General features: G+C 74.1%; 16 protein-coding genes. 5 read left to right on the top strand and 11 right to left on the bottom strand.

Going from position 1 to position 13,805, the window contains the following annotated elements; translation table 11 throughout:
* Positions 1–20 precede the first annotated feature (20 nt).
* Complete coding sequence (serB, locus tag DNK53_RS16305) at positions 21–1,235, top strand: phosphoserine phosphatase SerB (protein WP_110183581.1); 1,215 nt, start codon at positions 21–23, stop codon at positions 1,233–1,235.
* Here the strand turns inward: serB and DNK53_RS16300 are convergent.
* The 5 genes from DNK53_RS16300 to DNK53_RS16280 all read right to left on the bottom strand — a co-directional run bounded on the left by DNK53_RS16300 (position 1,213) and on the right by DNK53_RS16280 (position 4,367).
* Positions 1,213–2,016 carry a putative protein N(5)-glutamine methyltransferase gene (locus DNK53_RS16300; protein WP_204163983.1) on the bottom strand — a complete coding sequence of 268 codons (804 nt, stop codon included), beginning with the start codon at positions 2,014–2,016 and terminating at the stop codon, positions 1,213–1,215. The genes serB and DNK53_RS16300 overlap by 23 nt on opposite strands.
* A complete protein-coding gene (locus tag DNK53_RS16295; protein ID WP_110183376.1) occupies positions 2,000–2,515 on the bottom strand; it encodes a SixA phosphatase family protein in 516 nt (171 codons plus the stop codon). The genes DNK53_RS16300 and DNK53_RS16295 overlap by 17 nt, the downstream gene beginning before the upstream one ends.
* Positions 2,516–2,577: 62 nt before the next feature.
* Positions 2,578–3,348, bottom strand: coding sequence for an enoyl-ACP reductase FabI (gene fabI / locus DNK53_RS16290; protein WP_110183580.1), 771 nt, complete (start codon positions 3,346–3,348; stop codon positions 2,578–2,580).
* Positions 3,349–3,388: 40 nt separating this feature from the next.
* Positions 3,389–4,111: a 3-oxoacyl-ACP reductase FabG gene (fabG, locus tag DNK53_RS16285; protein WP_204163982.1), complete on the bottom strand. Its 723-nt coding sequence runs from the start codon at positions 4,109–4,111 to the stop codon at positions 3,389–3,391.
* Positions 4,112–4,154: 43 nt separating this feature from the next.
* Positions 4,155–4,367 carry a dodecin gene (locus tag DNK53_RS16280; protein WP_110183374.1) on the bottom strand — a complete coding sequence of 71 codons (213 nt, stop codon included), beginning with the start codon at positions 4,365–4,367 and terminating at the stop codon, positions 4,155–4,157.
* 75 nt (positions 4,368–4,442) lie between these two features.
* Between DNK53_RS16280 and DNK53_RS16275 the strand changes: the two genes are divergently transcribed.
* On the top strand, positions 4,443–4,814 hold the full coding sequence (locus DNK53_RS16275; RefSeq protein WP_110183579.1) for a DUF3099 domain-containing protein: 372 nt from the start codon (positions 4,443–4,445) through the stop codon (positions 4,812–4,814).
* On the top strand, positions 4,811–5,035 hold the full coding sequence (locus DNK53_RS16270) for a hypothetical protein (protein WP_110183373.1): 225 nt from the start codon (positions 4,811–4,813) through the stop codon (positions 5,033–5,035). The genes DNK53_RS16275 and DNK53_RS16270 overlap by 4 nt, the downstream gene beginning before the upstream one ends.
* 1 nt (position 5,036) lies before the next feature.
* On the opposite strand, the gene moaA is transcribed toward DNK53_RS16270, so the two are convergent.
* Complete coding sequence (gene moaA, locus DNK53_RS16265; RefSeq protein WP_204163981.1) at positions 5,037–6,029, bottom strand: GTP 3',8-cyclase MoaA; 993 nt, start codon at positions 6,027–6,029, stop codon at positions 5,037–5,039.
* 56 nt (positions 6,030–6,085) lie between these two features.
* Between moaA and DNK53_RS16260 the strand changes: the two genes are divergently transcribed.
* Complete coding sequence (locus tag DNK53_RS16260; protein ID WP_110183372.1) at positions 6,086–6,853, top strand: SURF1 family cytochrome oxidase biogenesis protein; 768 nt, start codon at positions 6,086–6,088, stop codon at positions 6,851–6,853.
* Here DNK53_RS16260 and DNK53_RS16255 read toward each other — a convergent pair.
* Genes DNK53_RS16255 through DNK53_RS16245 form a run of 3 tightly spaced genes read right to left on the bottom strand, consistent with a single transcriptional unit; the run spans position 6,820 to position 11,167 of the window.
* Entirely contained in the window at positions 6,820–8,700 is a 1,881-nt protein-coding gene (locus DNK53_RS16255) for an ABC transporter ATP-binding protein (RefSeq protein WP_338041057.1), read from the bottom strand. The genes DNK53_RS16260 and DNK53_RS16255 overlap by 34 nt on opposite strands.
* 40 nt (positions 8,701–8,740) lie before the next feature.
* The gene (locus DNK53_RS16250) at positions 8,741–9,526 is read right to left on the bottom strand and encodes an enoyl-CoA hydratase/isomerase family protein (protein ID WP_239456601.1); all 786 of its coding nucleotides are present in this window, start codon (positions 9,524–9,526) and stop codon (positions 8,741–8,743) included.
* 42 nt (positions 9,527–9,568) lie between these two features.
* Positions 9,569–11,167, bottom strand: a complete 1,599-nt coding sequence (locus DNK53_RS16245; protein WP_110183369.1) for an ABC-F family ATP-binding cassette domain-containing protein — start codon at positions 11,165–11,167, stop codon at positions 9,569–9,571.
* Positions 11,168–11,213: 46 nt separating this feature from the next.
* On the opposite strand from DNK53_RS16245, the gene ypfJ reads away from it, so the two are divergent.
* Positions 11,214–12,197 carry a KPN_02809 family neutral zinc metallopeptidase gene (gene ypfJ, locus DNK53_RS16240; RefSeq protein WP_239456600.1) on the top strand — a complete coding sequence of 328 codons (984 nt, stop codon included), beginning with the start codon at positions 11,214–11,216 and terminating at the stop codon, positions 12,195–12,197.
* Positions 12,198–12,235: 38 nt separating this feature from the next.
* On the opposite strand, the gene DNK53_RS16235 is transcribed toward ypfJ, so the two are convergent.
* Positions 12,236–13,147 carry a phosphotransferase gene (locus DNK53_RS16235; protein ID WP_110183577.1) on the bottom strand — a complete coding sequence of 304 codons (912 nt, stop codon included), beginning with the start codon at positions 13,145–13,147 and terminating at the stop codon, positions 12,236–12,238.
* A gap of 32 nt (positions 13,148–13,179) precedes the next feature.
* A complete protein-coding gene (locus DNK53_RS16230) occupies positions 13,180–13,782 on the bottom strand; it encodes an acVLRF1 family peptidyl-tRNA hydrolase (protein ID WP_110183367.1) in 603 nt (200 codons plus the stop codon).
* Positions 13,783–13,805: the final 23 nt, after the last annotated feature.

Raw genomic sequence — 13,805 nt, 5'->3', positions numbered from 1 at the left:
GCAGTAACCTCGGCGGTGCCATGGACTCCGACGCCGCGCAGACCCTGCTGATCACCCTCACCGGCAAGGACCGGCCCGGCGTGACCGCGGCGGTCTTCTCGCGGCTCGCCGCCGCCGGGGTCGAGGTCCTCGACGTGGAGCAGATCGTGCTGCGGCGCCGGTTGGTCCTGGGCATCCTGGTCACCGCGCCGCGGGACTGGCGCCGGGTGGCCGAGCAGGTCCACCGGCTCGGCGACGAGCTCGGCGTCCAGGTCGAGGTCGAGCGCGGCACCGGCGACAACCGGGGCCGGGCCGCCGGGCGCAGCCACGTCACGGTGATCGGGTCGCCCCTGCGGGCCGGCGCGATGGCGGCCATCACCGGCCGGATCGCCGACAGCGGGGCCAACATCGACCGGATCGAGCGCATGGCGCGCTACCCCGTGACGGCGATCGACCTGCACGTCTCCGGCGTCTCGCCGGAGCGGCTCCGGACCCTGCTGGCCCCCGAGGCCGCCGGCCAGGGCGTCGACGTCGCGGTCCAGCCCGCCAACCTGCTGCGCCGCAGCATGCGTCTCATCGTGATGGACGTGGACTCCACGCTCGTGCAGGGCGAGGTGATCGAGATGCTCGCCGCCCACGCCGGCGTCGAGGAGGAGGTCGCCCGCGTCACCGAGGCCGCCATGCGGGGCGAGCTCGACTTCGCCGAGTCGCTCCACCACCGGGTCGCCCTGCTGAAGGGCGTCCCGGCCGGCGCCCTGGACGAGGTCTACCGCGACCTCGTGCTGGCCCCGGGGGCCCGCACGATGGTGCGCACGCTCAAGCGGCTGGGCTACCGCTTCGCGATCGTCTCGGGCGGGTTCAGCCAGGTCACCGACCGGCTGGCCGCCGACCTCGGCATCGACTTCGCCCGGGCCAACGAGCTGGAGGTCGTCGACGGGCACCTCACCGGGCGCATCGTCGGCCCCGTGGTCGACCGGGCGGGCAAGGCGGCCGCCCTGCGGGAGTTCGCCGCCGAGTGCGGGGTCCCCGAGGCGGCCGTGATCGCGATCGGCGACGGCGCCAACGACCTGGACATGCTCAACGCCGCCGGCCTCGGCATCGCCTACAACGCCAAGCCGATGGTCCGGGACGCGGCCGACACGGCGGTCAACGTGCCCTACCTCGACGCCATCGTCTACCTGCTGGGCATCTCCCGGGAGGAGGTCGAGGCGGCCGACGCCGAGGCCGGGATCGTCACGCCTGCTCCTCCCGTGTAGCCCGGCGCCCCACCACGCAGGTGGCGTCGAGGTCGTCGTCGACGACGACCTCCGGGGTGAAGCCGCGCCACAACAGGCGGGCGGCCGTCTGCTCGGCCTCGGCCCGGCTGGCCTCCACCACCACCACCCCGGTCGGGGCGAGCAGCGACACCGCCGCCGCGCCCACCCGGTCCTGCACCCGGGTCCCGTCGGGTCCGCCGTCGAGCGCCCGCAGCGGCTCGTGCAGCCGGGCCTCCGAGGGCATGAGGGCGAGCTGCGCGGTCGGCACGTACGGCGCGTTGGCCGCCACGACGTCGACCTGCCCGAGCAGCTGGTCGGGGACCCCGGTGGCGATGTCGCCCCGCACCACCTGGCCGCCGTAGCGCTCGAGGTTCTCCCGGGCACAGGCGACGGCCAGCGGGTCGACGTCGGAGGCGAGGACCGAGACGTCAGCCCGCCCCGCCGCCACCGCGGTCGAGACCGCGGCCGTCCCGCAGCACAGCTCGACCAGGAGGCCGTGCCGTGGGAGGTGCGCCAGCACCTGCTCGAGCAGCAGCTGGGTGCGCCGCCGGGGCACGAAGACGCCCGGGTGCACCGCGATCCGCAGACCGGCGAAGTCGGCCCACCCGAGGATCTGCTCGAGCGGCTCCCCCGCCATCCGGTCCATGACCGCGGCCTCGAGGTCCTGGCCCGAGAGCTCGCCCACCAGCAGGTCGGCCTCCTCCTCGGCGAAGACCGAGCCGGAGCTGCGGAGCCGGGCCGCGACCTCGTCGCGGCCCGCCAGGTCAGGCGCGTCCGACACGGAAGCCCACCACCCGCGCGGCGGCCACGTCGAGGTCGGCCCAGTCCCCCTCCACGGCCAGGAGCGTCGCCGTGGCCGGCGGGTACCCCCGGGCCATCTCGGCCACGAGGCCCGGCTCCCCCGTGCCGTCCTGCAGGAGCTGGGCGAGGTAGGCGATGGTCGGGTTGTGCCCGAGCACCAGCAGCGTCCGGGTCTCCTCGGGCACCGCCCGGACCAGGTCGAGCGCGGCGTCCGGCCCGGCGGCGTACAGCGCGTCGTCGACCTCGGGCACCAGCGTCCACCCCGCCGCGGCGCCGGCCTCCTCCCAGGTCTGCCTCGTCCGCACCGCGCCCGAGACGAGGGCGTGCTGCGGGTACACCCGCTGCTCGGCGAGCCACCGGCCGGCGGCGGCGGCCTCGGCCCGCCCGCGGGGGGTCAGCGTCCGTGCGGCGTCGGTCGGCGCGGTCGACTCGGCGGAGGCGTGCCGGAGCAGCACCAGCAGCCGGGGATCACTCGTCACCCGCCCACCCTGTCAGGCCGGGCGGGGCGACGCCAGCACCGGCGTGGGGGCCAGCGGGTCGGTCACAGCCCCATCGCGTGGAACCCGCCGTCCACGTGGACGATCTCGCCCGTGGTGGCGGGGAAGAAGTCGGAGAGCAGGGCCACGACCGCACGGGCGGTGGGCGTGTGGTCGGACTCGTCCCAGCCCAGGGGCGCGCGGTCCTTCCAGGCCGACTCGAGGCCCTCGAACCCGGGGATCGCCTTGGCCGCGAGCGTCTTGAGGGGTCCGGCCGCCACGAGGTTGCAGCGGATCCCCTCGGGTCCGAGGTCGCGGGCGAGGTAGCGGGAGGTCGACTCCAGGCCTGCCTTGGCGACGCCCATCCAGTCGTAGGCGGGCCATGCGGTCGTGGCGTCGAAGGTGAGGCCGACCAGGGAGGACCCTGGCCCCATCAACGGGCGGCAGGCGACCGCGAGCGACTTCAACGAGTACGCCGAGACCTGCACCGCCTGCGCGACGTCCTCCCAGGGCCCCTCGAGGAAGCGTCCGCCGAGGAGGGTCTGGGGGTTGCCGTAGGCGATCGAGTGCACGACGCCGTCCAGGCCGTCCACGTGCTCCCGCACCTGGTCGGCGAGGCCGGCGAGGTGGTCGGGGTCGGTGACGTCGAGCTCGAGCACGGGCGGCGTCGTGGGCAGGCGCCCGGCGATCCGCCGGGTGATGCCCAGCGCGCGGCCGAAGTTCGAGATGAGCACCGTGGCGCCCTGCTCCTGCGCCACCCGGGCCGTCGCGAAGCCGATCGAGCTCTCCATGGTCACGCCCGCCACCAGGATGCGCTTGCCGTCCAGGATCCCCATCACTGCTCCCTCGTCCCTCGTCCGTCCATCTCCGTAGCCCTCAGTGGCCCATGCCCAGGCCGCCGTCGACCGGGATCACCGCTCCGGTGACGTAGGCCGCCCCCGGGGAGGCCAGCCACGTCACGGCAGCCGCGACCTCGTCGACCGTGGCGTACCGACCCAGCGGGACCTGGGTGCGGATCGCGTCCTTCTGCTCCTCGCTGAGCACGGCGGTCATGTCGGTCTCGACGAAGCCGGGCGCGACCACGTTGGTGGTGATCCCCCGGCTCCCGAGCTCGCGGGCCAGCGAACGGGCGAGCCCGACCAGGCCGGCCTTGGAGGCGGCGTAGTTCGCCTGCCCGGCGGAGCCGAGCAGCCCCACGACCGAGGAGACGAGCACGATCCGACCGCGTCGCATCCGCAGCATGCCCTTCGCGGCCCGCTTGGCCAGCCGGAAGGAGCCGGTGAGGTTGGTCTCGACCACTGACGACCAGTCGTCCTCGCTCATCCGCAGCAGCAGGGTGTCGGCGGTGATGCCGGCGTTGGCGACCAGCACCTCGACGGGGCCGTGCGCCTCCTCCACGGCGGCGAAGGCGGCCTCGACCGCGGCGGGGTCGGTGACGTCGCAGCGGACGTCGAGGGCACCTTCGGGGGCGCCGCCGCTGCGCGTGGTCACCGCGACCTTGTCGCCCGCGGCGAGGAAGGCCTCCGCGACGGCGCGACCGATGCCGCGGTTGCCGCCGGTCACGAGGACGGAACGGGGTTCGAGGGGCTCGTGGCTCACGTCCCCCGACGCTAGTGATTACCCCGGGGTACGCGAAAAGACGTCACTCGTCCTCGAGGCGGAACCCGATCTTCAGGCCGACCTGGAAGTGCTCGACCTGGCCGTCCTTGGCCTGGCCGCGGACCTGCGTGACCTCGAACCAGTCGATGTGGCGCAGGGTCTTCCCGGCCCGCTCGATGCCGTTGCGGATGGCGGCGTCGATGCCCTCGGGGGAGGTGCCGACGATCTCGGTGACGCGGTAGGTGCGATTCGACATGGCCCGACTGTAGCCCCACCTCCCGACCGTGCTCCCCCGGCGGAGGACGACCTCGTGCGACGTACGATGGAGCCCATGGCCACCCGCAAGGGGTCCGCCGGCCAGGACGCCGTCCGGATCACCACCGCCGCCGCCAGTCGCGAGGCCGACATCGCGGCACGCCAGCGACGCTACGTCGTCTCCATGGCGATCCGGGTGGCCTGCTTCGTGGCCGCTGTCGCCGTGGGCCCGGGGTGGCTCCGCTGGGTCCTCGTGGCAGGCGCGGTCCTTCTCCCCTACGTCGCGGTGGTGCTGGCCAACGCCACCGACACCCGCGAGGACCCGTTCGTCCTCGACGCCAACCGGCCCCGGCACGAGCTGGCTCCCGGCACCGCCGGGGGCGAGCTCGGCGGCACGACCGGCGACGCCGCCGCCCCGCCGCCCACCGGCGAGGAGCGGGCCTCGTGACCGACGTCGACCTCTGCTCGGCCAAGGGCTGCAGCGTCCCCGCGGCCTGGGCACTGCTGTGGAACAACCCCAAGCTGCACACCCCGGAGCGTCGCAAGACCTGGCTGGCGTGCGAGGAGCACCGCGAGCACCTGGCCGGCTTCCTGGGCGCCCGGTCCTTCCTGCGCGACGTGGTGCCGCACACCTCGGGAGGCCCCGGGGCCCCGGACCCGGTCGGCTGAGTCAGCCGCCGATCGCCGACATGGGGCGGTCGGGCTGGAGGAAGGTCGGGTCGTCGATCCCGTGGCCGGCCCGCTTGCCGCGCACCGCCGCCACCCAGCGCGTGGCGATCTCGTGGTCGTCGGCGCCGCCGCGCAGCGCGGCGCGCAGGTCGGACTCCTCCCGGGCGAAGAGGCAGTTGCGGACCTGCCCGTCGGCGGTGAGCCTGACCCGGTCGCAGTCTCCGCAGAACGGCCTCGTCACCGACGCGATCACCCCGACGGTGCCGGGGCCCCCGTCGACCGTGAACAGCTCGGCGGGCGCGCTCCCCCGCGGCTCCTCGGCCGGCCGGAGGGTGAACTCCGCCTCGAGCGCGGCCAGGATCTCGTCGGCGGTCACCATGGCGTCGCGGTGCCAGCCGTGCTGCGCGTCGAGGGGCATCTGCTCGATGAAGCGCAGCGCGTACCCCTGGTCGAGGCACCAGCGCAGCAGCTCGGGTGCCTGGTCGTCGTTGATCCCGCGCAGCAGCACCGCGTTGACCTTGACCGGCTCCAGCCCGGCGACCCGGGCGGCGGTGAGACCGGCGAGGACGTCGTCGAGCCGGTCCCGCCGGGTGATCGCGCGGAACGACTCGGGCCGCACCGTGTCGAGGCTGACGTTGACCCTGTCCAGCCCGGCCTCCGCCAGCGCCCCCGCCACGCGCTGCAGCCCGAGGCCGTTGGTCGTCAGCGAGGTCTCCACGCCCCCCAGCTCGTGGGTGCGTCGGACGATGTCGACCAGGCCGCGCCGGATCAGGGGCTCGCCGCCGGTGAACCGCACCTCGCGGATCCCGAGGTGCCGCACGCCGATGGTGACCAGACGGACGACCTCGTCGTCGGTCAGCGTCTCCTCGGCCGGCATCCAGTCGAGGCCCTCGGCGGGCATGCAGTAGGTGCAGCGCAGGTTGCACCTGTCGGTCAACGAGACGCGCAGGTCTGTCGCCACGCGGCCGAAGCGGTCCTCGAGCATCTGCACCATCACCCCAGCATAGGGGGCGTCCCGGCGGGCAGCCCGGCGCCGGATAGCCTCGGGGGGTGAGTCGTTGGGGTTTCCTGGCCAGCAGGCGCTGGGCCTTCTTCCTCCTGGCCGTGGTGCTCCTGACGTGGCTCGCGTGGCAGCTCGGCCAGTGGCAGTTCCACCGCCTCGACGACCGGCGCGAGCGCAACGAGATCATCCAGCGCAACGAGGCGCTGCCGCCGGCGCCGGTGGCCGAGGTGATGGCGGTGGACCGCCCGCCGGCCGACGACGACCAGTGGCGGGTCGTGGAGGCCTCGGGCCGGTACGCCGTCGAGGAGACCGTCGTGGTCCGCTACCGGACCCGGGACGGCGCGCCCGGCGTCAACGCGGTCGTGCCCCTCGTGCTCGACGACGGCTCGGCCCTCCTGGTGGACCGCGGCTGGTGGCCGACGGCCAACCGCGGCGAGGTCCCCGACGACCTCCCAGCACCCCCCGACGGCGAGGTCACCGTGACCGGCTGGGTGCGCCAGGACGCGACCGGGGACAGCGCGGAGGTCACCGACCAGCGGACCCGGGCGATCAGCAGTGCCGCCATCGGCGAGGCGCTGGACCGGGAGCTCCTCTCGGGCTTCGTCGCCCTCGCCTCGGAGACCCCCGCCCCCGAGGTCCCCCTCGAGCCCGCCGAGCTGCCCGAGCTGGACGAGGGCCCGCACTTCTTCTACGGGCTCCAGTGGTGGTTCTTCGGCGCCATGGCCGTCTTCGGCTTCCTCTACCTGCTGTACGACGAGTGGCGCGACCGGCGACGGGAGGCTCAGGAGGCGGCGGAGCGCTCCGAGAAGTACTGAGTCCGGTAGAGGTCCGCGTACAGGCCCCCCGCCGCCAGCAGCTCCTCGTGGCTCCCCGAGGCGACGACCCGGCCCGCCTCGACCACCAGGATCCGGTCGGCCTCGCGCACGGTGGAAAGGCGGTGGGCGATCACGAGGGAGGTGCGGCCCTCGAGGGCGACCTTGAGCGCGCGCTGGACGGCGGCCTCCGACTCGCTGTCGAGGTGGGCGGTCGCCTCGTCGAGGACCACCACCGACGGCGCCTTGAGCAGCAGCCGGGCGATCGCCAGCCGCTGCCGCTCACCGCCCGACAGGCGGTAGCCACGGTCGCCCACGACCGTGTCGAGACCCTCCGGCAGGTTGCGGACCAGGCCGTCGACCTGGGCCGCCGCCAGGGCGTCCCAGAGCTCCCGGTCGTCGGCGCCCGGCCTGGCGTAGCGCAGGTTGGCCCGGATGGTGTCGTGGAACATGTGGGAGTCCTGGGTGACGTAGCCGACCACGTCCTCCAGCGACTCCAGGGTGACGTCCCGGACGTCGTGGCCGTCCACGCGGACCGCACCCGAGGTCACGTCGTACAGCCGGGCGACCAGGTGGGTGATCGTCGTCTTGCCCGCCCCCGACGGGCCCACGAGGGCGATCATCTGGCCGGGCTCGGCGACGAACGAGACCCCGTCGAGGACCAGCTCGCCCTGCGGACCCTCGGTGCGCGTGACAGCCTCGAGCGACGCCAGTGAGACCTCCTCGGCCCGCGGGTAGCGGAACCGGACGTCGTCGAACTCGACCCGGGCCGCCGTCGCGGGGAGGGCGACCGCGCCGGGCTTCTCCTGGATCGTCGACGGCAGGTCGAGCACCTCCAGCACCCGGTCGAAGGAGACCAGGGCGGTCATCACGTCGACGCGCACGTTGGAGAGGCTCTGGAGGGGGCCGAGGAGCCGGAGCAGCAGGGTGGCCAGCGCCAGCACCGTGCCGATGCTCAGCGTCCCCTCGATCGCGAGCCGGCCGCCGACGCCGTAGACCAGCGCGGTGGCCAGGGCCGGCACGAGCAGCATGACGGCGACGAAGACGCGGGTGACCAGCGAGATCCGCACCCCCAGGTCGCGGACGACCCCCGCCTTGGCGGCGAAGAGCCGGTCCTCCTCGGCGCGCCGGCCGAACAGCTTGAGCAGCATGGCGCCGCCCACGTTGAACCGCTCGGTCATGGCGTTGCCGAGGTCGGCGTTGCCCTCCATCTGCTCCCGGGTCAGCCCCGCGAGCCGGTTGCCGACCCAGCGCGAGGCTCCGAGCAGCAGGGGGAAGAGCAGGAGGCAGAGCAACGTGACCTGCCAGCTCAACGCCAGCATGGCCACGCTCACCACCACCACCGAGACGAGGCTGGAGACCGTCGTGGAGAGGGTGGAGGTGAAGGCGCGCTGGGCGCCGATCACGTCGTTGTTGAGCCGGGAGACGAGGGCACCCGTCTGGGTCCGGGTGAAGAAGGCCAGCGACTGGCGCTGGACGTGCCCGAAGACCTGGGTGCGCAGGTCGTAGATGAGGCCCTCGCCGATGCGCGAGGAGAGGTAGCCGCCGACGACGGAGAGGACGGCGCCGAGCACCGCCACGCCCGCCATCGCCGCGGCCAGCCAGGCCACGAGGCCCGCGTCGCCGGCCGTGATGCCGTCGTCGACCAGCTTCTTGACCAGCAGCGGGGTCGCGACGACGAGCGCCGCGTCCACCGAGGTGACGGCGAGGAAGAGCGCGATCGCGCGGACGTGCGGTCGGGCGAAGCCGAGGATCCGACGGAAGGTCTCCCGCTCGACCCGTTGGCGCGCCATGCTCCGGTCGCTGCGCATGTGGCGCCACGCCGGGCCCATGCCCATCTGCAAGGACACGTGGTTCCCCTCTCTGCCCGGCGCCGTGGCGCCCCCGGGATCAGGCGCCGCCGGCGACCTCGCGGAAGCGCCTGACCTGCGCCTCCCGCTCGAGCCGGCGCTGGTCCTCCAGGGAGCGGCCAGCCGCACCCTGCAGGAGCGCCTTGGTCTCCCGCACGGCCCCGACCATCGGTGCCGTCAGCGCCCCCGCCAGCTGTTCCACGGCGGCGTCCAGCTGGTCACCCGGGACCACGGCCTGGGCCAGGCCGATCCGGGCGGCCTCCTGGGCGCCCACCATCCGTGCCGTGGCGCAGATCTCGAGGGCCCTGGCGTATCCAACCGCCTCGACCAGGGGCTTTGTTCCCGTCAGGTCGGGCACGAGGCCCAGCGCCGACTCCTTCATGCAGAACTGCGCGTCCTCGGCGGCGACCACCAGGTCGCAGGAGAGCGCCAGCTGGAAGCCCGCGCCCACGGCGTACCCCCGGACCTTGGCGACCGAGACGAAGCGCGGGTCGCGCAGGAAGGTGAAGCCCTCCTGGTAGGCGTCGATCGTGTCGGCCACCTCTTGGTCGGACATCGCCAGCAGGCCGGCGACCGTCTCCTGGCCGTCGCCCCCCGAGCGGGGGTCGAGCATCGCCCGGTCCAGGCCGGCGGAGAAGGTCTCCCCCGCACCCGTGACCACCACGACGCGGACGTCGTCGGAGAGCCCGCGGCCCAGCTCGGCGAGGGCGCGCCACATGGCCGGAGTCTGCGCGTTGCGCACCTCCGGCCGGTCCAGCGTGATGGTGGCGACGGGACCCGCCACCTCGAACCTCAGGCCCACGGCGCCCAGCTCTTCAGGAGTCATGGTCGCCATCCTAGGTTACCTGTCGGTAATGAGCGAGCACCCTCAGGCGAGCGCGACGAGGTCGGCGTACTCCTCGTTCCACAGGTCCTCGTCGCCGTCGGGGAGCAGCAGCACCCGGTCGGGCTCCAGCGCGCGGACCGCGCCCTCGTCGTGGGTGACGAGGACGATCGCGCCCTCGTAGGTGCGGATCGCGGCCAGCACCTCCTCGCGGGAGGCCGGGTCGAGGTTGTTGGTCGGCTCGTCGAGCAGCAGCACGTTGGCGCTGGAGACGACGAGGCTGGCCAGGGCGAGACGGGTCTTCTCCCCGCCCGAGAGCACCTTGGCGGGCTTGTGCGCGTCGTCCCCGGAGAAGAGGAACGAGCCCAGCACCGAGCGGGCCTCGACGTCGGTGAGCTGGGGTGCGGCCGACTGCATGTTCTCCAGCACCGTGCGCTCGGTGTCGAGCGTCTCGTGCTCCTGCGCGTAGTAGCCGATCTTGAGACCGTGGCCGGGCAGGATCTCGCCGGTGTCGGACCGGTCGACGCCCGCGAGGATGCGCAGCATCGTCGTCTTGCCCGCGCCGTTGAGGCCGAGGATCACCACGCGGGAGCCCTTGTCGATGGCCAGGTCGACGTCGGTGAAGACCTCGAGCGACCCGTAGGACTTCGACAGCTCGCGCGCCATGAGCGGGGTCTTGCCGCAGGCCGCGGGGGCGGGGAACTTGATCCGCGCCACCTTGTCGCTCTGCCGCTCCCCCTCGAGCCCGGAGACCATCTTCTCGGCCCGCTTGAGCATCGACTGGGCGGCGCTCGCCTTGCTGGCCTTGGCCCGCATCCGGTTGGCCTGGTCGGTGAGCATCTTGGCCTTCGACTCGGCGTTGGCGCGCTCGCGCTTGCGCCGGCGCTCGTCGGTCTCGCGCTGGGTCAGGTAGGCCTTCCAGCCCATGTTGTAGACGTCGATGGTCGCCCGGTTGGCGTCGAGGTGGAGCACCTTGTTGACACACGCCTCGAGCAGGTCGTTGTCGTGGCTGATCACGATCAGCCCGCCCTTGTGCGCCTTGAGGAACTCGCGGAGCCACACGATGGAGTCGGCGTCGAGGTGGTTGGTCGGCTCGTCGAGCAGCAGGGTCTCGGCGCCGGAGAAGAGGATCCGGGCCAGCTCGACGCGGCGACGCTGGCCGCCGCTGAGGGTCTTGAGCGGCTGGGCGAGGATCCGCTCCTCGATCCCGAGGCTGCTGGCGATGGTCGCCGCCTCCGACTCCGCGGCGTACCCCCCGCCGGCGTGGAGCTCGGCGTCGGCGCGCGCGTAGCGGCGCATCGCACGGTCACGCACCGCGTCGTCGTCGCTGCCCATCTGCTCCTCGGCCACCCGCAGCCGCCGGACGACGTCGTCGAGGCCGCGCGCGGAGAGGATCCGGTCGCGGGCCAGCACCTCGGGGTCCCCGATCCGCGGGTCCTGGGGCAGGTAGCCCACCTCGCCGCTGGAGTGGACGGCCCCGGAGGCGGGCAGCGCCTCGCCGGCGAGGATCTTGGTCAGCGTGGTCTTGCCGGCGCCGTTGCGGCCGACGAGTCCCACCTTGTCGCCGGCCGCGACCCGGAAGGTGACGTCCTCCATGAGGAGGCGGGCGCCGGCGCGCACCTCGAGGTGTTGGGCGGTGATCATCAGGGTAGAGAGTGTACGGAGCCCGGCCGGATTCCCGTGAGTCGGCGTGAGCGGGCTGCTCGCAGGAAGGACCACCATGCGCTTCAACCCCAAGGCCGACATCAGCGGCGGCAACGTCCGGGACGCCGGAGGACGCCGCGGCGGCGGCGCCCCGATGCGCTTCCCGGTCCCCGGGGGCGCGAAGGCGGGGGGCGGGATCGGCGGCCTCCTGCTCGTCGTGCTCTTCCTCGTGCTGACCCAGTGCGTCGGCGGCGGCCAGGGCGGCACCGGTGGGGCCGGCTCGATGTTCGACACCGGGACGGGCCAGATGCCGGCAGGGCTGGAGGCCGACGGCGACCGCTACGCCGACTGCCGCACGGGAGCGGACGCCAACGAGGACCCCGACTGCGCCCGCAAGGCGGTGGTCCTGTCGCTGGAGCAGTTCTGGGCGCGGACGCTCCCGGAGCAGGGACGCACCGAGCTCGCCCCGGCACCGGTCAACACCTTCACCGGCGGGGTGCAGACCGCCTGCGGCCAGGCGTCCTCCCAGGTCGGCCCGTTCTACTGCCCCGCCGACCAGCAGATCTACCTCGACACCTCCTTCTTCGCCGACGTCCTCGAGGGCCAGCTGGGCGGCCAGGGCGGCGACTTCGTGGAGCCCTACGTGCTGGCGCACGAGTACGGCCACCACGTCCAGAACCTGCTCGGGACGATGGGCCGGGTGCGGACCCAGCAGGGCCCGCGCAGCGACGCCGTCCGCCTGGAGCTCCAGGCCGACTGCTACGCCGGCATGTGGACCCGGGCGGCCGAGGGCACCGCCGACGACGACGGCGTGGCCATCTTCAGCGAGGTCGACGAGTCCGACATCTCGGAGGCGCTCGACTCCGCCAAGGCGGTCGGCGACGACCGCATCCAGCAGCGCTCCGGTGGCCGGGTCGACCCCGAGGGCTGGACCCACGGCTCGTCGGAACAGCGCCAGGCCTGGTTCCGCACCGGCTACGAGGAGGGCACCCTCGAGGCCTGCGACACCTGGGCGACCGACGCCCTCTGACGTCCTCGGGCGCCCTCGGGCACCGGACCCTGCCCGGCTCAGCCCGCCTGTCCGACGAGCGCCTCGAGCTGGACCAGCTGGCGCTGCATCGCGCGCAGGTAGGGGGCGACGCTGGGGTGACGGAACTTGCCGGCCAGCGCCCCCTCCCCGCCGGCGACCCGGGCCAACGCCCAGTCCGCCCGCGTGAGCACGGTGTAGACCGAGGTCACCCGGGCCCCCAGCAGCACCTGCTCCCGGCTCGCCAGCCCGGTCGGGAGCCCCGCCAGGTAGGCCTCCAGCAGGGGTTCGAACGCCTCGCGGGTCGACAGCGAGAGGTAGCCGAGGTCACCCCCCACGGGACCCAGCCCGAGGGTCGACCAGTCGACGCCCACGACGTGGTCCTCCACGTGGCCGGGGAGGTTGGACGGGACCGGGTCCCCGTGCTGCAGGACGTGGGGCAGGTCGTCGACCCGGGCGAGGAGCACCTCGCGGCGGCGCCACAGGTGGTCGGCGACGTCGGCCACCGGCGTCCTCGCCAGGGTCGTCCAGCCACCCCGCCGGGCGACCTCCGCCAGCCGGGCCGCGAGCTGGCCGCGCACCAGCCACGGCAGCTCGACCGCGGGCGCGGCGGCGAAGCGACCCAGGCTGCGCGCCAGGTAGAGGCCGGAGGTGCCGGCGTCCTCGACCCGGGCGTGGACCAGGGTGACCCCCTCGGCGTCCTCCTCGACCCGCACCACCGCCGGCTCCCGCAGCCCCGGGGTCTCCTGGACGACGCCGGACCGCGCCACCTCGACCGCGCGCCGCCAGTACGCCGGGTGGCCGGGCTCGCGGTAGGCCGAGGGGTCGTGCGGCGTGGGCGCGACGAGTCGCTTCACCACGACGTCCAGCCCACCCTCGCGCGCGGCCCACACCCCCTGGGTCGAGGGGCCGGCCCCCGGCAGGCGGTGCCACCCGGGCTCCGGTTGCCACATGCCCGCCATCCTGACAGAGCGCGGGCTCCCGCTCAGGCGTTCTCGACCACCACGCGCGCCGCGCCCGCGTCGAGGACGGCCTGGTCGAGGACCGACCGGCGGGGGTCGGGCACGGCGAGCCACTCCCCGACGACGCGGCACCCGCCCAGCCGGCGGTCCGCCAGGACCTGGTCGACGGCCTCGCGGTCGCCGCCCACGACGAGCGGGCCCGGCTGCAGGATCCGCGCCGCGTGGTCGGCGGCCGCGGCGTAGGCGACCCTCGCCTGGTTGTCGCGACGGCGGGCGAACCGCTGCTGGCTCTGCCCGCCGGCCTTCGTCCGGCCCTGGACGTGACGCTGGCCCACCTTGTGCTCGACCAGCTGCTCCCCCGCCATCCGCGCGACCGCGAAGCCTCCCTTGCGGACCAGCAGGACGCCCCAGACGGGCGGCGGAGCGGTGCCGCGGACGAAGTCGTCCACGGCGGCCGCACCGACGTGCTCCCGGGAGAACGGCAGGGCGGCCTCGAACGTGGACCCGTCGCCGGCGGTGCCGGCGAGGCGGCCGTCGCGCGTCCGGAGGACGACCCCGTCGTGCCGCTGCGCGAAGTTGTCGACCCACCGCGGCAGTCGCGCGGGCGGGACCGTGACGACAGGCACGGCGCCACCCTAGCCGGGCGAGT

It is taken from the genome of Nocardioides solisilvae, from assembly GCF_003194625.1.
GTDB classification, from domain to species: Bacteria; Actinomycetota; Actinomycetes; order Propionibacteriales; family Nocardioidaceae; genus Nocardioides; species Nocardioides solisilvae.
The sequence above is the reverse complement of the archived record's forward strand: the minus strand, read 5'-3'. Positions and strand labels throughout refer to the sequence as shown.